Here is a 19,648-nt window from a genome sequence, read left to right as displayed (position 1 = left end):
CAGTTGTGTACACACGTGTATACTCATCCCTCCTAGGTAGGAGGTATTCGCTGGGCATATCTAGCCTAAGACATAGATACTTCTATCTTCGGCGTATACTCCCTTGACGACCTTGCCCTCGCACGATAGTGATTTCATACGTCAGCCTCGGGGGGGCGAACCCATGGATTTTGCGTGGAAGAAAAAAAGTTTATCTTTGTGATGATCCTTAGCTTTATCCTAGAGAGGGGTCCTAGGAGACGGGTGACGGAGAATTGGTACATACACACCCTCGTGACTAGAGCGCTCAGTCTACCCTAGTGTGGGGACAGCGCTAGCCACCCAACTCATCTGTTCATTATGTCCTACAAGGCAAGTATTGTACGCAGGGCCGTCTATCTCCTCACAGCGCTCCTGGTAGCTCTACTCTCTGTCAGCGTCGAGCTGACGATACACCTCTTCATGGGGCGACAGGGCTTCCTAGCGCACGGACTGGCCATCCTCACGCTCGAGGTGCTCGCTGCACTTCTCTCTTGCTTATCCTGCCACACCTATGGACTATCCTCCCGTGCCGTCCTCCCCTGGGTAGCCCTCTACACAATGATCATCACGCTGGCTATGCACTTTGCGCTGAGTAGCCTATCTTTGTAGACATCTTAATTTAATCTATCCAACGACAATGAAACAGATCATCTCCACCCCCAACGCTCCCGCCGCCATCGGCCCCTACAGCCAGGCGATCCTCGTCGGCGACACCCTCTATGCCTCTGGGCAGCTAGGTATCGATCCCGCCACCGGCACCTTCCCCGAGGGGGTGACGGCACAGACGGAGCAGTCCTTTCGCAATATCCATGCGATCCTCGAGGCCGCTGGCCTCAGCATCGACGACGTCGTCAAGACGACGTGCTTCCTAGCTGACATGGGGGACTTCGCTGCCATGAACGCCGTCTACGAACGTCAGTTCACGGGCTCCTTCCCCGCACGCTCAGCCGTAGCCGTCAAGACGCTCCCGAAGGGTGGGCTGGTAGAGATCGAGATCATCGCTATCAAGGGTTAGCCCGAAGAGCCTCCCCTCGAGAGCGAGCGGACGGGGCAAAGGAGTACCCACGGTGAGATACGTGAGTATTCATAGTATTTTACTAACTTTGCTCCGAGCGTTGTGCCCGAAGTCCTGAGAATAAAATCTGTGTGTATCTCGGGGCGGGAGGGCTTAAAAGGGAACCGAGTGCAAGTCTCGGACAGTCCCGCTGCTGTGAGCATATCATACTGCTACCACGATGAGCTGAGCGATCAGCCACCACTGAGGGTTCTGTGTCCTTGGGAAGGTGATGCGACGGTAGACAAGGTATGCAAGTCAGAAGACCTGCAATGCTCTTCTAAATGCTTCGAGGAAAGCTACAGGTGTGGGTACCCCACACTTGGAATTCATTCCCCAAAGAGGAGTCCGCTCTTTTAAATCAAGAGGATCTTCGGCTTGCCGTAGTAATTTAGTGGATATGCCTCAGGTAGCGTCCAGATGATAGGGGATCACCCCTACTGTCAGGGCGACTCACCTGAGGCTTATTCGTTGTATCCCCACCCTTTGGGCTATCTTTGTCCTAGAGACATCATCATATATACAATATATAGAGACGTGACACTTATGAAGCTATCCCGTGTGCACTGGCACACCGCCCTAGCGCTACTGCTCCTGGGACTCTCGGCCGAGAGTGTACAGGCAGCCCCCACCGACAGCCTACAGATCATCCCCCACCCAGCCTCCGTCGTGCGGGCTGAGGGGAGCTACACCCTGCCCAAGGCCCTCGTCCTGCGACGTAATGCCCCCGAGTCTCTGCGCACAGGACTAGAGCGACTGACGGGTCGTAGGGTCACGGTGAGCTCGCAGGGGAGTAGACGACTACGCACTCTCATCGACCCTCGGATCGCTGGGCGGGAGGGCTATCGTCTAGAGATCGGCTCGGGGGGGATCACCCTCTCTGGGCGAGATCAGACAGGGCTACAGCAGGGGGTACAGACCCTACTACAGCTCGTAGAGCAGTATGGCGATCGCCTCCCCCAGCTGACGATCACAGACTCGGCACGCTTTGCCTACCGAGGGGTGATGCTGGACGTCTCCCGCCACTTCATGCGTAGCGATATGATCCTACGTCTCCTCGACGAGATGGCTCGCTACAAGCTCAACCGCTTCCACTGGCATCTGGTCGATGGAGGAGGCTGGCGCTTCCCCAGTACGAAGTACCCCCTATTGACCAAGAAAGCGGCCTACCGCATGACCAACGACTGGGACTCCTTCTGGCAGAAGGACCGCAAGTTCGTAGACGAGGGTACCCCCGGTGCCTATGGTGGCTACTACACCCGGGCGGAGATCCGTCAGGTCGTAGAGCACGCTACCCGACTAGGCATCACCGTGATCCCCGAGATCGAGATGCCCGGGCATAGCAACGAGATCTTCGCCGCCTACCCCGAGCTGAGCTGTCGGGGACGCTGGGACTTCGAGAGCACGGATCTGTGTATCGGCAAGGAGCAGACCTTTCGCTTCGTAGAGGATATCCTCAGCGAGGTGATGGAGCTCTTCCCCTCTCGCTACATCCATATCGGGGGCGATGAGGCAGCGATGAACCACTGGGGGAGCTGCCCCGACTGCCGCCGACGTATGGAGCAGGAGGGACTCAAGGACGAGCACGAGCTACAGAGCTACATGATCCGCCGTGTAGAGAAGTACCTCAACAGCAAGGGGCGCAAGCTCATCGGTTGGGATGAGATCCTGATGGGCGGACTAGCCCCCGATGCCACCGTGATGAGCTGGCGTGGAGAGGAGGGCGGTATCGCTGCGGCTCAGTCTGGGCATGACGTCATCATGACCCCTGGGAGCCACGTGTACCTGGACTTCTACCAGAGAGAGTCCGACGGCGAGCCTCGGGCTAACGGAGGCTTCACCACGCTGGAGAAGGTCTACGCCTACAACCCCGTCCCTGCGGTACTCAAGGAGAACGAACGCAAGCACATCCTCGGGGCACAGGCGAACCTCTGGACGGAGTACGTACTCGACGAGCGGCATGCAGAGTACATGCTCTTCCCCCGTATCCTCGCGCTGGCAGAGCTTACCTGGAGCCCTCAGAGTGTGAGGAGCTACCCAGACTTCCTCGCCCGTGTCAATCAGCATCTCCCCCGCCTACAGAAGCGAGGGATCAATGCCTATCCCCTACGTCGTATCGCCGTAGATATGCAGGTGGATAGCATCGGGCGACAGATCTCCCTAAGTCTCTCTGCCGAGCGTCCCAAGGCCGACATCCACTACACGACGGACGGCACTGAGCCTACCCTATCCTCTCCCCGCTATGAGGGTCGTCCGATCATCTGCACCGACTCTGTGCTGCTGGTCGCTAAGCTCTTCCAAGAGGGTAAGCCCCTTGACCTGCCTAGCGTCCACTACCGAGCAGACTACCACAAGGGGATCGGCAAGCAGATCACCTACAACGAGCACCGCTGGAACGACAAGTACCCCGCAGGCGGTGAGCGAGCCCTACTCGATGGAGTACGTGGCACTCCCACCTACCTAGACGGCAAGTGGCAGGGCTTCACGAAGCCTCTGGATGTGACGATCGACCTCGGGGCTGTCACAGAGCTGCACCATATCTTCGCCCGCTTCATGCAGGAGCGCATCCAGTGGGTTTATATGCCCGGTGAGGTAGAGATCCTCCTGAGCGAGGACGGAGTGAACTACCGCAGTGTAGGCAAGCGTACGACCCAGACGAGCGAGGAGGAGTACAAGCCCGTCTTCGAGACCTTTAGCTTCCCGATGAAGGAGCGAGCACGCTACGTCCGCCTACGAGCAGCGAACGACCGTGCTGCTGGGCACTTCATCTTCACCGACGAGATCGTGATCTGGTAGCTCTAGCCCCTAAGCTAAGCCTACAATATATAGGAGGGCTGGCTCCCCATGGTTAATGAACCCATGGGGGAGTCAGCCCTCTCACTTGTGGGGGAGGTAGGGGTACCGCGGACTCTAGCTACCTTTGTAGGAAAGATTAAGTAGCTCATGGCAAAGAAAAAGACCATCTATCACTGCACCGAGTGCGGTGCCCAGTACCCTAAGTGGCAGGGCTTCTGCTCGCAGTGTGGTGTGTGGAACAGCATCGAGGAGGAAGAGATCGTCGTAGGGAAGAAGGAGGCGAGCTCCACCTTCACCGCCGCCTCCATCACCACCAGCTCCCGCCCCGTACGCCTACAGGACATCGAGCAGAGACAGGAGGTACGCCTCGACCTCAGAGACCCCGAGCTGAACCGCGTGCTGGGCGGGGGACTCGTCGAGGGATCCTTCATCCTACTCGGTGGTGAACCCGGTATCGGGAAGTCCACCCTGATCCTACAGACCGTCCTCAGCATACCCTACCGCACCCTCTACGTCTCGGGGGAGGAGAGCCTCTCCCAGCTAAAGATGCGTGCAGACCGCCTCGGTAGGACGAACGAGGAGTGTCTGATCTATGCGGAGACGAACCTAGAGAAGATCCTACACACCGCACTAGACGTGCGCCCAGAGCTCGTCGTCATCGACTCCATACAGACGATACAGACCGAGCTCTCCGACTCCTCGGCTGGGAGCGTCTCACAGATACGAGAGTGTGCAGGTGCCCTACTGAAGTACTGCAAGAGCGAGAACGTCCCTGTGATCCTGATCGGACACATCAACAAGGAGGGAAGCATCGCAGGGCCTAAGATCCTAGAGCATACGGTGGACGTCGTCCTACAGTTCGAGGGCGATAAGCACTATATGTATCGTATCCTGAGAGGACAGAAGAACCGCTTCGGCAGTACCGCCGAGCTCGGTATCTATGAGATGCGACAGAGTGGGCTACGCCCCGTGGAGAACCCCTCCGAACACCTGATGAGTCACACAGGGCTACAGCTAAGTGGCGTCGCTATCGCTGCGGCGATGGAGGGCGTGCGCCCCTTCCTCATCGAGACACAGGCGCTGGTGAGCTCTGCGGTCTATGCCACCCCCCAACGCTCCGCCACGGGCTACGACACTCGGCGAATGAATATGCTACTGGCAGTGCTAGAGAAGCGCGCGGGCTTCAAGCTGATCCAGAAGGACGTCTTCCTCAACATCGCTGGGGGGATCCGCCTCAATGACCCAGCCTCCGACCTAGCCGTGATCTCGGCCGTCCTCTCCTCGAGCCTAGACCTAGCCCTCCCGGAGGGGATCTGCCTCACGGGTGAGGTAGGGCTCTCCGGCGAAGTACGTCCCGTGAGTCGCATCGAGCAGCGCATCATGGAGGCCGAGCGTATCGGCTGTCGAGCTATGCTCCTACCCGAGGCCAACCTCTCGGGACTCGCAGGAGGCAAAGAGGACAAGGAGCGTAAGATCCGCCTCGTCGGAGTGAAGACCGTCGAGGAGGCCTTCCGTCTACTCTTCCGCTCCGGACAATAGGAGCGTCTCCCCCCACCCCTCAGAGGCACGGGGGGCGAGGCTACGAGGGGCTGATCACGTCAGAGCGTGGTCAGCCCCTTCCTCTTACCCGGAGATTATCTCTACCGTATGATCTCTTTTCCCTGCCACCCCCTCTCGGGTCGTTTGGCAGGATGATTTCTTACCCGAGGGAATACCCTACCTCTAATCGCAGGGATGTCCCGCCTCTCACCTGTGGAACACCCTATCCCTAACCAACAGAGCCCCTACCTCCAACCAACAGAGCCCCTACCCCCAACCGCTGGATCCCCAACTTCCTAACCGCAAGAATACGCTATCCCTAATGGCGGGGATGGCCTATTCCTAACCTTTAGGGTGCCCTAGCCTAACCTCTCGGATACCTAGACGTTAGTCCCCCGGACAAAGTATCCACGAGAGCCCTACGGGGGATATACTTAGAGCGAGGTTGTGTACACGTGGGTACACTGTGGTATACACACGTGTATACTGTAGTGTACACGCGTGTACACTACCCCATCTAGGAAGTGGGGAGACACGGGGTAAGCCCACGGATAGAGGACCGACACTTCCGCCCCGGGTCTATGCTCCTCAGGCTCTTCCGCCCTGCCCCTGAGCGCACATTTTCACCAGCTCTGACCCAAAGATGGTACATTTCGCTACCTCATGTCTCGAAAAGGGGAGAGGAAGGCACACAATGCACGCAAAAAATACCTAAACCTTGAGATTGAGGTATACACAATTCTTTTCACGAGACAAGGGAAAGGAGGTGAATTAGGGGGTAGATCACCTGAGGAATAGCGTATAGTAAACAGTATTTTTCTAATAAAGAATTTTAGTATATCCACCTCTATCGCAAGGTATTTTATAGTATAAGTTTTTATATAACTTTGCCATGTGGAACGCCCGATAAGCAAACCACAAGAGTTTATTTCTACACATCTTAGTATAGGGACAACATCAACACTCTAAAGTAGGTAACTCAACCTCCTCTATCCGGCATCTCCCCAGACATGAGGGTGTATGCTCGGCGAGCATGGCGTACCACCACCCCCAGCAGCAATAATGATCTACATGCGTAACATAATCATGTAATACAACTTACGTATTTTATGGGAATACACTACAATGACGACCACCGAAGGAAGCACCTCCTGCGCCGAAGCGTATGCGTGTGTGTCCTAGCTGGTCTCTCGCTACCCACGCTCCTCTCGGCTAGCCCTGCGACGGAGCCCTCCCAAGTAGCCAAGGTGGAAGCCTCCACCAACCTCAATGACCAGAGCTCTAAGAAGATCAAGGTCATCGGGGTCGTAACGGACTCCAAGACGGGCGAGCCCATCGTCGGGGCTGCAGTTCGCCTCAAGGGTACCACTTCGGGATCCCTGACCGACATCGAAGGGAACTTCGAGATACAGGCTCATCCTGGCGACGTCCTCCTCATCTCCTCCGTGGGCTATACGTCTAAGGAGGTACGTGTCGGGAAGACCAACATCCTCTCCATCTCCCTCGCCGAGGACTCCAAGATGCTCGACCAGGTCGTCGTCACCGCCTTCGGTACGGGACAGAAGAAGGAGACCGTCACGGGGTCGATCCAGACCATCCGCCCTATGGAGCTGAAGGTGCCTGCTGCCAACCTCTCCACCGCTTTCGCTGGACGTCTAGCGGGGGTCATCTCCTACCAGCGTAGTGGGGAGCCTGGGAGCAATGGCGCCGACTTCTTCATCCGTGGTATCGCCACGATGAATGGTGCTGAGCCTCTGATCATCCTCGACGGGGTGCAGATCTCCAAGGCCGACCTCAATGCCCTAGACCCTGAGGTCATCGACAGCTTCTCTATCCTGAAGGATGCTACGGCCTCTGCCATGTATGGTACCCGCGGGGCAAACGGGGTCCTGATCATCAAGACCAAGAGTGGGGCAGACCTAGAGCGCCCCATCATCGGGGTACGTATCGAGAACTATATCAATACCCCGATTAACGTGCCTAAGGTCGCTGGTGCCGAGACCTACATGCGTATGTACAACGAGGCTGTGAGGAACCAAGGCACAGGTGATGCGCTCTACTCCGAGGACTACATCCGCAACACTCTGGCTGGCACCGATCCCTATCAGTATCCTAACGTGGACTGGTACAAGGAGGTCTTCAAGAACATGACCTATAACCAGCGCGCCAACATGAACATCCGTGGGGGTACGTCGAAGATCACCTACTTCATGAACGTCAACGTCAGCCATGAGACGGGGATGCTCCGGGGACGAAGCAGGGAGTTCTTCTCCTACAGCAACGAGATCCACTACATCAAGTATGCGTTCCAGAACAACGTAGACTTCCACCTCTCCCCAAGCGCAACGATCGCCCTACACCTGAACACTCAAATCAACGACTACCATGGCCCGATCACAGCCAGTAGTGGTGCTGGGGGAGTGAACGGGGTCTTCAACTCCATCATGGATACCAACCCGGTAGCGAACCCCGTCATGTTCCCACAGGGAGATGCACTCTGGTACCGCTGGGGGGGGACCAAGATCGGGTCTTACTCTCCCACCAATCCTGTGGCTATGGCAGCTGCTGGATATAAGGATACCTTCGAGAGCACAGTGATCGCCAATATCGATTACTCTCAGAAGCTCGACTTCATCACCAAGGGACTTAGCTTCAAGGGGCTCATCTCCTTCAAGAACTGGAGCTTCAGTAATGCCTTCCGCTTCCAGGGCTACAATGGCTACATGCTCGCCTCCCCAGCGAAGGATGCTAATGGGAACTACAACCTAACCCCCATCGGAGGAGATCCCACCAAGCCCATCCTGAGCTCAAACGGGAGCTCTATGGGAGATAGGCGTCTCTATATACAGACCTACCTGAACTACGACCGTAGCTTCGGTGACCATAATGTGTCTGCGATGGCGCTCTACAACCAAGATGAGGCTACCATCAACAATCCAGGTACCGACCTCGTCTATTCACTCCCTCACCGCCGTCAGGGGTTTGCAGCCCGTGCTACCTATGACTACGCTCATCGCTATGTCCTAGAAGTCAATGCTGGGTACAACGGCTCTGAAAACTTTGCCAAGGGACACCGCTGGGGCTTCTTCCCCTCGATCGGGGTAAGCTGGAATGTCAGCAAGGAAAGCTTCTGGAAGCCCCTAGAGAAAGTTGTCTCCAACCTAAAGTTCCGTGCCAACTATGGGCTCGTAGGGAATGACAAGACGGTAGGACAGCGCTTCATCTACCTCGAGGATGTCGTTACCTCGGGGAATAACCACCGCCCCAACTTCACTACGGGATATGATGGAACCTACGAGAACCGTCGTGGTCCAGGCTTCACCCGCTATGCTAATCCCCAGATCACTTGGGAAATCGGGAAGAAGCTCAACGTCGGCTTTGACCTCCAGCTCTTCAAGTCCCTTAGCCTCACGGTGGATGCCTTCCAGGAAATCCGTAGCAACATCTTCCAGCAGAAGCAGACCATCCCTAACTACTTCGGTACGGCTGATGCTAAGATCTATGGCAACCTAGCTAAGATCAAGAACTGGGGTCTGGATATAGCTCTGGAGTACAACAAGCAGTTCAACAAGGACTGGATTGTCCAGGCACGTGGTACCTTCACCTTCGCCCGCAACCGTATCCTCGAGTACGATGAAGCTGCCAACCTTCGCCCAGCCCTACGTAGCGTAGGTAAGCGTCTCTTCACCCACTGGGGCTACGTCTCCGATGGCTACTACATCGACCAAGCAGATATAGACCACAGCCCCAAGAGCACGCTCAATAATATCGCCATCGCTCCAGGGGACCTCAAGTACAAGGATCAGCCCGACAAGGACGGTAACTACGATGGCAAGATCGATGCCGACGACCGTGTCCCCATGGGCTATCCTACGGTGCCTGAGATCAACTATGGGCTAGGTGCAACGGTGAAGTACAAGCAGTTCGACTTCAACTTCACTCTCCAGGGACAGGCCAATGTATCGCTGATGATGAGTGGCTTCCACCCCTTCGGCACACAGTCTCGGCGCAACGTCCTGCAGTGGGTAGCTAAAGACTACTGGAGCCGGGACAATCAGAACCCCAACGCCCTCTATCCTCGTCTAACGCTACACGACAATAACAATAACCAGCAGGGGTCCTCACACTGGCTACGCGATGCTTCCTTCCTGAAGCTTCGTAATCTAGAGCTAGGCTATCAATACAAGATAGCTCGTATCTACGTAAACGCGACGAACCTCCTGACCTTCGCCCCCTTCAAGCTATGGGATCCAGAGCTTGGTGGTGGCCGCGGGATGTCCTATCCTCTGCAGCGTACCTTCAACCTCGGGATACAGCTCACCTTCAAGTAGCCGTCTATCACGCTATATTATCATAGAAGAATCCGATGAACAGACTATATAAGCTAGCCCTCCTGTGCGGGGCTACCCTCCTGCTCGGGAACTCCTGCAACTTCCTGGACATCGTCCCTGACGAACGTCCCACGGAGAAGGACACCTTCTCAGACCGCAATAAGGGGATCGACTACCTCTACTCCTGCTATGCCTATCTCCCCAATCCTGGGGGGACGTCTGGGAGTCTCGACCTGCTGACAGGCGATGAGGTGATCACCTCCTTCGAGCACGAGTCCTTCGCCAGCTTCCCTAAGGGAAAGTACACAGCCTCTACCCCAGGTATCTCCTACTGGAATACCTTCTTTCAGGGGATCCGCCAGTGCTACATGTTCAATAGAGTGATCGACAAGATCCCCAATACCTCTGATGCAGAGAAGGCGGACTACAAGGCTCAGGTCAACTTCCTGCTGGCCTACTACCACTATCTCCTGCTACGTTGCTACGGCCCGATCATCCTCGTCAAGGAACTCCCTGACGTGAACACTAAGGTCGAGGACTATGCTGCTCGTACGAACTTCGATGAGTGTGTCAGCTGGATCGCTGCTAAGTTCGACGAAGCCGCCGCTGGCCTACCTGCTACGCGCAACGATGTGAAGAGCCGTGTCGGACTCGCTACGAGCACCGCTGCCAAGGGCTTCAAGGCCAAGCTCTATCTCTATGCCGCTTCGCCCCTCTTCAACGGAGGACAGCCAAGCCTCTTCGAGTCCCTCAAGGACAAGAATGGCAACCACCTGATGCCTATGACCTACGACCCTCAGAAGTGGGTACGTGCCAAGGAAGCTCTCAAGCAGGCTATCGACGCTGCCGAGGCTGCCGGCTATGCCCTCTATATGAAGGATGACCTGTACAAGGCTGAGAACAAGTACCCAGAGAATGGCATCGAGCGTCGCCTACGCCTAACGATCCTAGACTGGGTAGGTCGCCCCAACCCCGAGGTGATCTTCGCAGACTCTCGTGGGGTCGGTCTGTATGACTTCCAGGGTAAGTCTACCCCTAAGGGTGTCGATGGTAGCGAATATGGGTACAACGGGGTAGGGCCTACGTGGGCTATGCTCAACCGCTTCTACACCAAGAACGGTCTCCCCTGGAATGAAGACCCCGAGACCAAGAGCCTAGATCCACTAGAGGTCGTGACCGTAGACGCTGCTCATGCCGCCCATGCCAAGGAGGGTGTGAAGACCATCAAGTTCAACCTCGAGCGTGAGCCTCGCTTCTATGCTTGGATCGGCTTCCAGGGTGGGTACTTCGAAATCCTTAACAAGGAGCCCAACAACCCCCTCTACCCCACTCCTAGCTTCATGCCCGAGGCTGGCCGTGTACTCCTAGACTTCACCAAGAACGGGAACCAAGGGCGAAAGGGACGTAACAACAACTACACCCCCAGTGGCTACCTGAACAAGAAGGGTACCTTCCCCAACCAGCTCATGGCCAAGAACGGTGTCTCCGTCATCTCTCATCCCTGGCCACTGCTACGCCTTGCGGATCTATACCTCTCCTACGCAGAGGCCTGCGTCGAGACGGGCGACCTAGCTGAGGCTAAGACCTACATCGACAAGATCCGTACCCGTGCGGGTATCCCCACTGTAGACGCTGCATGGGGCTCTATTGGGGTAACCCCCGACCAGGCTAAGCTCCGCCAGATCGTACGTCAGGAACGCCAGATCGAGCTCTACCTAGAGAACCAGAACTTCTGGGATATGCGTCGCTGGCTCCTAGCTAAGGATGCCTTCGGTCACAAGGCTAAGGGGCTTGACATCGAGGCCACGAGCATCGAGGACTTTGCGAAGCTGAAGGAAGTCGTCTTCGAGCGTGCCTTCTCCGATGCCAACTACCTCCTACCGATCCCCATCGCCGACATCAATAGGAACGGGAACCTCATCAACAATCCTGGTTACTAACCCATCATAGACGATAAGATGAACAAGATATTCATGGCCCTCATGCTGGGCTCGCTTGTCCTAGTGTCTTCCTGTAAAAAGGAAGACCTAGGCGCCAAGCCTACCGACCTAGACCAAGCCTCCCTCACGGCAGAGCCGGGACCGGGCTCTGTCCTACTGAAGTGGGCTATCCCACAGGGTGCAGACTACCGCTACGTGCGGGTCACCTACACGCACCCTGCGACCAACAAGCCCGCAATGCGTCTGGCGAGCGTCTACTCAGACTCCCTACGTGTCGATGGTCTACTCGCTCGTTATGGAGAGATCGAGTTCAAGATCTGCCCCATAGGACAGAAGGGCGCTGAGGGGACTACCCGTACTATCTCGGCTCAGGCTAAGCCACTGCCCAAGGTCACCAAGATCACGGATGTAGCTGCCGAGAAGCTCGTCCTCGCGGCAGGTGCGGATGACCTCTTCGTCAGTGACCCCGAGTCTTCAGAAGGCCCCAAGGCAAACTTGATTGACAACAACAACACGACCTTCTACCACGAGAACTGGAGCAAGGCTAAACGTCCTATGCCTCACTATATCGTGATGAAGCTCCCTAAGGCAGTCAAGGCCTTCCACTTCTTCATGAAGGGTCGTCACAATAGCCGACTCAACCCTGTGGAGATGGACATCTACGTGAGCGAAGCCTTCAATGGTAGCTTTGACCTCGAGGCCAACAAGGCCGTCCGTCTCAGAGCCTTCACTGGTCTACCAGATGCTCAGGCGGCAGACTACACCTCTCCCGTGATGCTCGCCGACAAGGCTTACACCTACGTTTGGTTCCAGATCAAGAAGGTCTACAACAACCAACTCTTCGCAGCCCTAGCTGAGCTCCACGTCTTTGCTCACCAGACCGAGGTCTATGACCCCGAGACCGGTGAGACGACCAAAGAATAGTCGTGATCGTTAGATTACATTCCTGAGAGGTCGGGTAGAGGGATAGGTCATGCCTAGCCCTCTCCCGACCTCTCTCCCTTCGCATACGATACAGATTAACTATAACACGTAATCATCGAGAAGAATGAAGACCATCAGACTCTTTAGCCTGCTCTGTGCAGCTATCCTCAGCCTGGCCTGCGTCTCCTGCAAGGCGGACGACGACCCCGGCAGAGGCAAGAAGAGAGGGGAGAATGGTAGCCAGACGACCCTCCCCGAGAATATCGACTTCAAGAGCGAGTCCTCCTCCAAGATCATCCAGGTGGGTGACCTCCCCCAGGGCTGGCGAGTCGAGAGCAACCAGTCCTGGTGCAGTGCCAAGCCCCGGGGTAAGACCCTCCACGTAGAGGTACAGACCAACGAGGAGACCGAGATCCGTCAAGCTAAGCTCACCATCAGCTCCTCCGCTGGAGAGAAGTACATCACCGTACGCCAGCTAGGGGTAGCCCCAGCGATCCTCATCGACAAGCAGATCTTCACCCTACCCGCCTCTGGGGGCGGTATTGACTTCGTCATCACGACCAATACGCAGGTCGAGGTCAAGCTCCCAGAGTGGGTCAAGGCACCCTCCGAGCTCAAGGCTATGCACAAGGAGAGCCATGCCTATGTTGCCCTCCCTCACACCGGCGAGAGCAATCGTGTCGCCAAGATCGAGGTCGTACAGAAGGGGGTCGCCGATGCCTCCAAGGCCATCCGTGCCTTCATCTCCCTCACACAGCTCGGTGCAAAGGACTACGTCGCAGGTAGCACGGATAATCTAGCCGATGACGAGCAGATCAAGGTAGTCAGCGGTCAGGCCTCCTCCTTCCAGCCCAGCGGTGGTGAGATCGAAAGATCCTTCGACGGAGACATGGGTACGCTCTATCACTCCAACTGGACCAATACGGGCAAGGACTACTTCCCCATCACGCTGACTTACCACTTCGCCGAGGTATCAGAGGTAGACTATCTCGTCTACTATCCACGTACCAGCGGACAGAATGGGAACTTCAAGCAGGTCGATATCGAGGTATCGAAGGATGGCGTGAACTTCGAGAAGCTCGTCTCCAAGGACTTCGGGGGGAGCTCACAGCCCACACGGGTCATCTTCGATCGTCGCCTACAGGCCAAGAGCTTCCGCTTCATCGTACGCAGTGGAGCAGGAGACGGTCAGGGCTTCGCCTCGTGTGCCGAGATGATGTTCTTCAAGCGTAGTAGCAAGAGCTTCGACTACAAGACGCTCTTCGCAGACGACCTCTGCACCACCCTACGTCCCGACGTCACCGATGCCAAGATCGCTCAGTGCACCGATCCCTTCTTCCGCAACCTAGCCTTCTTCATCAAGCAGGGTAAGTACAACCAGGAGTTCCGTGTCGCCGAATTCAAGCCCTACCTCCACCCCAATGTGGTCGCTGCTCGCAATAAGACCAATCCCTACTCGCTCCTAGATAACCCCACAGGTATCTCGGTCAAGCAGGGTGAGGATCTCATCGTCTTCGTCGAGGACACTCGGGGCTTCGAGGGGCTAAGCCTACGTGTACAGAACCTCGACAAGCCTGGTGGTGATGGCTTCGGCGGTGAGTACTACCCGCTCTACAAGGGGATGAACAAGCTCAAGATGCGTGCCCCAGGGCTTGCCTATGTGATGTACCACACCATGGACGAGGCTAAGCTCCCTTCGCTACAGCCTATACGTATGCACTTCGCTACAGGTACCGTCAACGGCTACTACGACTCCCAAAATCCGAAGCTATCTGGTCGCTGGAAGGAGCTCCTGAACAAGGCCTCCGATAAGTACTTCGACGTCCTTGGTAAGTATGCTCACCTGACCTTCGAGACGGCCAACTTCCGCAACTACACCCCCGAGGGGCGCGACATCACCAATACCTACGACAGCATCGTACGCAACGAATGGGTACTCCACGGCTACTACAAGTACAACTGCAAGCCTCGGAACCGCATGTACCTGCACGTCATGTACCATGCCTATATGTACGCTACGTGGTACCACACGGCCTACGTAGTCAGCACGGCAGAGGCTATCCTAGACCCAGCTAAGATGCGTAACCCCAAGTCGCAGGGTGCTGCCTGGGGGCCTTCACACGAGATCGGGCATATGAACCAGATCCGTCCGGGAGCCCTATGGCATGGGATGACAGAGTGTACGGTGAACATCCCCTCGGAGTACATCACGACCTACGTCTTCAAGCAACCCTCTCGCCTACAGGAGGAGCGTATGGGTGATGGCAACAACCGTTACTCGCTCGCCTTCTCGCACATCATCGCCGGGGAGACACCATTCTGCTCCGCAGGGAGTACGAACTCTAAGGATGGTGTCATGCAGGGGGTCGATGTCTTCAAGCAGCTCGTACCCTTCTGGCAGCTGGAGCTCTACTTCGGCAGGGTGCTCGGTCATAGCCCTCGTCTGAATGCGGATGCTGTCTCTGGCTTCTACCCCGACCTCTACGAATACTTCCGCAGGCATGACTCTCCAGGGACACCTGGTCTACAGCAGGCAGAGTTTGCCTATGCTGTCTCCAAGGTGGCCGGGCGAGACCTCACCCGCTACTTCGAGCGATGGGGCTTCTTCCGTGCCGTGAATACGATCATTGATGACTATGGCAAGAAACCTTTCGTCCTCACCGAGGTGGAAGCAAACGCAGTGAAGAACCGCATCGCTAGCCTCCACTTACCCAAGGAGGACATCGCCCTAGAGTACATCACCGATAACAACGCTTATCTCTACAAGGATAAGCCAAGCATTATCGAGGGAAGCAAGGCTAGCATCAACAGCCAGTCCATAAAGATCAGCGGGTGGAAGAATGTCGTTGCCTTCGAGGTGTACAACGCTCAGGGTAAGCTCATCTTCGTCGCCGACGCTACCTATCCCAAGGAAGGGGAAGCACACTTCTTCCTCGGCTCTTCTTGGGTCAAGGGTAACAGCATCAAGGCCGTCTCTGCAGGCAACGCACGTGTTGCCGTCCCCACAGAGTAGCCTTCGCCCCTCGTGAGGCTTGGCTCCCCACCTCGGGGGTCGATGCCCTCACAGTGTAGTAAGTAGTATGACGCCCCTGCCCTATCTCGTATAGGGCAGGGGCGTCGCACATGATGTACCCCGGGGGTGTCCGTGGATCGCTTGAGAGCCTCCCCCTTCGGCGGTTGCCTTTTCTGAGACCCTATTAGACCCATTAGACCCATTGGCCCTATTATCCCTATTAGCTCTATCAGACCTACCCCTCCACTCGCCCCTCAGTACTACTGCGGGAGGAGAAACGTCCAGTCCCGCTCGGTGGAGTGCTCGGGTGCAAAACAAAAGCCCTCGGGACGACAGGCCTTGACCTCGTCCTCGGTGGTGAGCCCTCGGCGGATCACTTCGCCTGCGAGTGTTCCCCGAGCCATCTTGGTATAGACGACGATCTGTTTGTGGCGACCATCGGGCTGTACGGTTAGGAAGGTCGGGGAGAGGACACGTAGCTGTCGCTCCACCTCCGCCCAGTGAAAGAGCTGATGCATCTCCTCGCTCGCCAGATAGAGGAGCGTGCCTCCCTGTCGCTTGCCTTCCTCGATGAGTAGCGGGGTGAGGCGGTCTCGCCAGTAGTCAAAGAGACGCTCTCCCTCCCCACACAGGGGTAGGTGAATGCCCCCCTCCATCCGATAGGGACGTATCTGATCACTCGGTCGGAGCAGACCATAGACGAAGGAGGTCATCCGAAGACGTTCGCCCGCCATCCGCCACTCCTCGGCACTGAAGGTCTGCGCTGCTATCTTGCGGTAGACCATCCCCGAGTAAGCCAGCAGGGCAGGTCGCTCCACTACACCTTCGTCGAAGAAGGCTCTCTGCCGAGCATAGACCTCGTCCCTTAGGCGAGGGCTTAGGGCAAGCTCCCGTCCCAGCTCTTGGGCTGAGAGGCGAAGGCTCTCGGCGATGATCTGATGTGCCTCCGAGAGGAAGCGGGGAGTGGAGGATGGAGCATCGGGACATAGCGACTTAGCTCCTGCGAAGGTCTTCGCCGGGGATATGAGGATAAGCATAAGATAGTCGGTGGATAAGGGTGAGGATTACTTAGTGGCACGGAGCACCTCACGCTTGCCCGGAGGGCCTGCGAGACGCTCTACGGCGAAGCCTGCACGCTGGAGGCGTCGGCGCACCTCCCCCTTAGCGCAGTAGGTGGTGAGCATTGCCCCAGGATGTGCGGCAGCGTATAGGCGCTGGAAGAGGACTTCGTCCCATAGCTCGGGCTGAGCCTCGGGCGAGAAGGCATCGTAGTAGATGACGTCTATCCCCTCGGAGGGTATATAGGTCGTGAGATCGGTGTGTACCTTGTGCAGAGTGAAGGTCGGGCTCAGTGGCACATCTTCGTCCCAAGGAGCACTGTGGAGTAGTCGTAGGAGGGTGTCGCCCTGTGTCTCTGTGGATAAGTCATAGGAGAGACGACTGTAGACGTCCTCGCCGATCGGGTATTTCTCTAGGGTCGTGTAGTGGATAGGCTGATGGAGCTCCTCGGCAAGGAGTGCCGTCAGCAGGGCATTGAGTCCCGTACCAAAGCCTACCTCCAGCACCTCTAGGACTCGCCCACTGCTCCGATCCCATCGCTCCAGCCTCCCCCGTAGCGCAAGCCCCATATAGATATGGCGACTCTCCTGCACGGCTCCGTGCGTCGAGTGGTAGTGCTCCCCGAAGGTAGGTGTATACAGCGTCAAGCTCCCATCCTCGGTCTCATGAAGCTCGGGAGGAAGGTACGTCATCGGCCGAGCAAGGGGAGAAGGGGCGAGACCATCTGCCAGAGGGCAATCCCAGTGGCGACACTGACATTCAGAGAGTGCTTCGTCCCATACTGGGGGATCTCCAGACATTGGTCTACCTCGGATACCACAGCTTCGCTCACCCCGTGCACCTCATTGCCTAGGACTAGAGCATAGCGCATCGCAGGATCAGGGACGAAGGTCTCTAGGCTTAGGCTATCGTGTACCTGCTCTAGCGCGAGCAAGTGATAGCCCTCTGCACGTAGAGCACGTAGTGCCTCTAGGATGGAGGGCTCGTAGTGCCAAGCGACACTCTCCTCCGCCCCGAGGGCAGTCTTATGAATATCTGGGTGTGGAGGGCGTGCCGTGATCCCACACAGAGTCAGCCCCTCGAGACGAAAGGCATCGGCAGTGCGGAAGATGGAGCCTAGGTTATTCATACTCCTCACATCCTCTAGCACGAGACGGATAGGGAGCTTATCGCTCCGCTGGAAGTCCTGGAGCGTGAGTCGCTCCATCTCGGTGATCGTACGCTTCTTCATCACGAAGTCTAAGGGGGATACCTCGGCTCGTGGGCTAGAGGGGGAGGTAGATGACCTTCTTCGTCTTGAAGTATTCCTCTTCGAAGGTTGGATAGAGATCCTGCACCTCGATGATCCGCTTGTAGGGGCGGATCTCCGCCTGTAGCTCCCCGCCCTTGAGACAGATGAGCCCATTGGGCATCCCGTTACGGTGCTCATGATGGATCAGGCGCTGGGTGAAGCCGACGAGTTCGCCAAGCTGCATCACAGCACGACTGACGACAAAGTCAAAGGTCTCCCGTACATCCTCCCCTCGTCCATGTAGCGTACGGACATTCGTTAGCCCAAGAGCCTCTGCCACTGCCCCTGCGACCTTCACCTTCTTGCCAATACTATCGACCAGTAGGAATTCGCACTCGGGGAAAAGGATTGCCAAGGGGATCCCAGGGAAGCCCCCGCCCGTGCCAAAGTCGAGGATACGAGTGCCCGCCTTGAAGCGGATCATCTGCGTGATCCCGAGGGAATGCAGGACATGGTGCTCATAGAGCCCGTCGATGTCTCGGCGGGAGATCACGTTGATCTTGGCATTCCAGTCACGGTAAAGGGCATCGAGCTGGGCGAACTGCTCGGTCTGCTCTGGGCTCAGAGCGGGGAAGTACTTCTTGATGATATCCATCCGATCTATGTGGGTAGGGCTAGTGAGGGAGGTAATGGGAGAGTATAGAGCCGGGGCGAAGGATCGGCTGTAGATCCTCGTAGGGGACGAAGATCGTGACCTGCCCGAGGGCATAGGGGCCTATCTCGTAGGGATTGTAGATATAGGTCAGTCCCTTCGGGCCAATGGAGCAGTTGTCATTCGGTGTGAGGTCCACCGCTGAGATCCCCTCCTTCTCCTCTAGCTCCTCGAGGGTCTTAACCTTGTAGCCAATGAGGAGTCTGCGCTGTAGGATCTTGATCAGCTGCGCTGCATAGTCCTCGACGAAGTAGTCACTCTCCCTGAGGAGGGTCTTCGTGCGGCGGTCAATATTGTAGAAGCCCGTCCCATAGTTGCCATGCACAGCACCCGCATAGTACTCAGCCAGATCCTTGCGGACACTGATCACTAGGCTGTCGATATAGTCTACCTTGGTAGAGAGCTGTAGGTCACTCTTGAGCTCATTGAGGTCCTCCTGGGACATCTCCTCGGTGGACTCATCTTGTATGGTATACTCGATACTCATATCTCGGATGTAGGCATCTACAGCTGCACGAGGGGAGAGGCTCGCATACTGATCCCCGAAAGCTATTCGAGAGAATAGATGCTCCAGCGTAGAGTCTCCAGCGAGGTAGCGGAAGACGATGCTCGCATGGAGCGAAGGGCCACTCTTCTTATTTTGGTCTTCATAGTACGTACCCTCCACGACGATGGAGTCCAGGCTCGCGAGGGTAGCCGTCCCCGTGCTATCACCTACCCCAGAGGCCGTGGAGTCGGACGAGTGAGAGGAGCACGATGAGCAGGAGGGCAAGGCAAAGAACGTCAGACTCGCCAGCACAAAAAGCGTCGAGACCAAAGCTATTCGGTAGTTCATCCTATGTAGAGATTAAATATTGTTGCAAGGCAAAGATACCACCTTTCCCTAAAACACAGCCTCCTCATCCTCACTCCGATACACGACTTCCCTCCAAGGGTATCGCTCCCTAGGGGCTACCCCCCAGGGCTGACGCAGAAATCACTACAGAAATCACCATAGTGCGAGGGCAAGGTCGTCAAGGAGTATACGC

At 56.6% G+C, this 19,648-nt stretch carries 13 protein-coding genes and 1 riboswitch; of the genes, 8 read left to right on the top strand and 5 right to left on the bottom strand.

The annotated features are described in order from the left end of the window. Window positions 1-339: 339 nt before the first annotated feature. From QZ170_RS03510 to QZ170_RS03475, 8 genes are all read left to right on the top strand, one after another. Complete coding sequence (locus QZ170_RS03510) at window positions 340-630, top strand: hypothetical protein (RefSeq protein ID WP_297177156.1); 291 nt, start codon at window positions 340-342, stop codon at window positions 628-630. 28 nt (window positions 631-658) lie between these two features. Further along, a complete protein-coding gene (locus tag QZ170_RS03505; protein WP_297177153.1) occupies window positions 659-1,036 on the top strand; it encodes a RidA family protein in 378 nt (125 codons plus the stop codon). Window positions 1,037-1,148: 112 nt separating this feature from the next. Beyond that, a riboswitch (cobalamin riboswitch) is annotated at window positions 1,149-1,365 on the top strand. 256 nt (window positions 1,366-1,621) lie between these two features. Further along, the gene (locus QZ170_RS03500; protein WP_297177150.1) at window positions 1,622-3,871 is read left to right on the top strand and encodes a family 20 glycosylhydrolase; all 2,250 of its coding nucleotides are present in this window, start codon (window positions 1,622-1,624) and stop codon (window positions 3,869-3,871) included. Window positions 3,872-4,018: 147 nt separating this feature from the next. After that, window positions 4,019-5,410, top strand: a complete 1,392-nt coding sequence (radA, locus tag QZ170_RS03495; protein WP_297177147.1) for a DNA repair protein RadA — start codon at window positions 4,019-4,021, stop codon at window positions 5,408-5,410. A 1,109-nt stretch (window positions 5,411-6,519) separates the two neighbouring features. Then, window positions 6,520-9,741 (top strand): TonB-dependent receptor, encoded by a 3,222-nt coding sequence (locus tag QZ170_RS03490; protein ID WP_297177144.1) that lies wholly within the window; start codon window positions 6,520-6,522, stop codon window positions 9,739-9,741. A gap of 35 nt (window positions 9,742-9,776) precedes the next feature. Further along, on the top strand, window positions 9,777-11,681 hold the full coding sequence (locus QZ170_RS03485) for a RagB/SusD family nutrient uptake outer membrane protein (RefSeq protein ID WP_297177141.1): 1,905 nt from the start codon (window positions 9,777-9,779) through the stop codon (window positions 11,679-11,681). A gap of 18 nt (window positions 11,682-11,699) precedes the next feature. Then, the gene (locus QZ170_RS03480) at window positions 11,700-12,605 is read left to right on the top strand and encodes a DUF4959 domain-containing protein (RefSeq protein ID WP_297177138.1); all 906 of its coding nucleotides are present in this window, start codon (window positions 11,700-11,702) and stop codon (window positions 12,603-12,605) included. Between the two features lie 124 nt (window positions 12,606-12,729). After that, window positions 12,730-15,618, top strand: a complete 2,889-nt coding sequence (locus tag QZ170_RS03475; protein ID WP_297177136.1) for a M60 family metallopeptidase — start codon at window positions 12,730-12,732, stop codon at window positions 15,616-15,618. A 260-nt stretch (window positions 15,619-15,878) separates the two neighbouring features. Here the strand turns inward: QZ170_RS03475 and QZ170_RS03470 are convergent, their stop codons facing one another. The 5 genes from QZ170_RS03470 to QZ170_RS03450 are packed head-to-tail and all read right to left on the bottom strand — an operon-like array spanning window position 15,879 to window position 19,455. Further along, window positions 15,879-16,655 carry a YaaA family protein gene (locus tag QZ170_RS03470; protein ID WP_297177133.1) on the bottom strand — a complete coding sequence of 259 codons (777 nt, stop codon included), beginning with the start codon at window positions 16,653-16,655 and terminating at the stop codon, window positions 15,879-15,881. Between the two features lie 27 nt (window positions 16,656-16,682). After that, a complete protein-coding gene (gene mnmD, locus QZ170_RS03465) occupies window positions 16,683-17,369 on the bottom strand; it encodes a tRNA (5-methylaminomethyl-2-thiouridine)(34)-methyltransferase MnmD (protein ID WP_297177130.1) in 687 nt (228 codons plus the stop codon). Next, window positions 17,366-17,908 carry an RNA methyltransferase gene (locus tag QZ170_RS03460; RefSeq protein ID WP_297177128.1) on the bottom strand — a complete coding sequence of 181 codons (543 nt, stop codon included), beginning with the start codon at window positions 17,906-17,908 and terminating at the stop codon, window positions 17,366-17,368. The genes mnmD and QZ170_RS03460 overlap by 4 nt, the downstream gene beginning before the upstream one ends. Window positions 17,909-17,942: 34 nt before the next feature. Beyond that, window positions 17,943-18,563 (bottom strand): 16S rRNA (guanine(527)-N(7))-methyltransferase RsmG, encoded by a 621-nt coding sequence (rsmG, locus tag QZ170_RS03455; protein ID WP_297177125.1) that lies wholly within the window; start codon window positions 18,561-18,563, stop codon window positions 17,943-17,945. 19 nt (window positions 18,564-18,582) lie between these two features. Continuing rightward, a complete protein-coding gene (locus tag QZ170_RS03450; protein WP_297177123.1) occupies window positions 18,583-19,455 on the bottom strand; it encodes an RsiV family protein in 873 nt (290 codons plus the stop codon). Between the last annotated feature and the right edge of the window lie 193 nt (window positions 19,456-19,648).

Source organism: uncultured Porphyromonas sp., assembly GCF_905372525.1.
Taxonomy (GTDB): domain Bacteria; phylum Bacteroidota; class Bacteroidia; order Bacteroidales; family Porphyromonadaceae; genus Porphyromonas.
The sequence above is the reverse complement of the archived record's forward strand: the minus strand, read 5'-3'. Positions and strand labels throughout refer to the sequence as shown.

What these genes read in the sequence shown, in the direction of transcription:
- QZ170_RS03510 (WP_297177156.1), top strand. Translation starts at nt 340, where the DNA reads ATGTCCTACAAGGCAAGTATTGTACGCAGGGCCGTCTATCTCCTCACA.
- QZ170_RS03505 (WP_297177153.1), top strand. Translation starts at nt 659, where the DNA reads ATGAAACAGATCATCTCCACCCCCAACGCTCCCGCCGCCATCGGCCCC.
- QZ170_RS03500 (WP_297177150.1), top strand. Translation starts at nt 1,622, where the DNA reads ATGAAGCTATCCCGTGTGCACTGGCACACCGCCCTAGCGCTACTGCTC.
- radA (WP_297177147.1), top strand. Translation starts at nt 4,019, where the DNA reads ATGGCAAAGAAAAAGACCATCTATCACTGCACCGAGTGCGGTGCCCAG.
- QZ170_RS03490 (WP_297177144.1), top strand. Translation starts at nt 6,520, where the DNA reads ATGGGAATACACTACAATGACGACCACCGAAGGAAGCACCTCCTGCGC.
- QZ170_RS03485 (WP_297177141.1), top strand. Translation starts at nt 9,777, where the DNA reads ATGAACAGACTATATAAGCTAGCCCTCCTGTGCGGGGCTACCCTCCTG.
- QZ170_RS03480 (WP_297177138.1), top strand. Translation starts at nt 11,700, where the DNA reads ATGAACAAGATATTCATGGCCCTCATGCTGGGCTCGCTTGTCCTAGTG.
- QZ170_RS03475 (WP_297177136.1), top strand. Translation starts at nt 12,730, where the DNA reads ATGAAGACCATCAGACTCTTTAGCCTGCTCTGTGCAGCTATCCTCAGC.
- QZ170_RS03470 (WP_297177133.1), bottom strand. Translation starts at nt 16,655, where the DNA reads ATGCTTATCCTCATATCCCCGGCGAAGACCTTCGCAGGAGCTAAGTCG.
- mnmD (WP_297177130.1), bottom strand. Translation starts at nt 17,369, where the DNA reads ATGACGTACCTTCCTCCCGAGCTTCATGAGACCGAGGATGGGAGCTTG.
- QZ170_RS03460 (WP_297177128.1), bottom strand. Translation starts at nt 17,908, where the DNA reads ATGAAGAAGCGTACGATCACCGAGATGGAGCGACTCACGCTCCAGGAC.
- rsmG (WP_297177125.1), bottom strand. Translation starts at nt 18,563, where the DNA reads ATGGATATCATCAAGAAGTACTTCCCCGCTCTGAGCCCAGAGCAGACC.
- QZ170_RS03450 (WP_297177123.1), bottom strand. Translation starts at nt 19,455, where the DNA reads ATGAACTACCGAATAGCTTTGGTCTCGACGCTTTTTGTGCTGGCGAGT.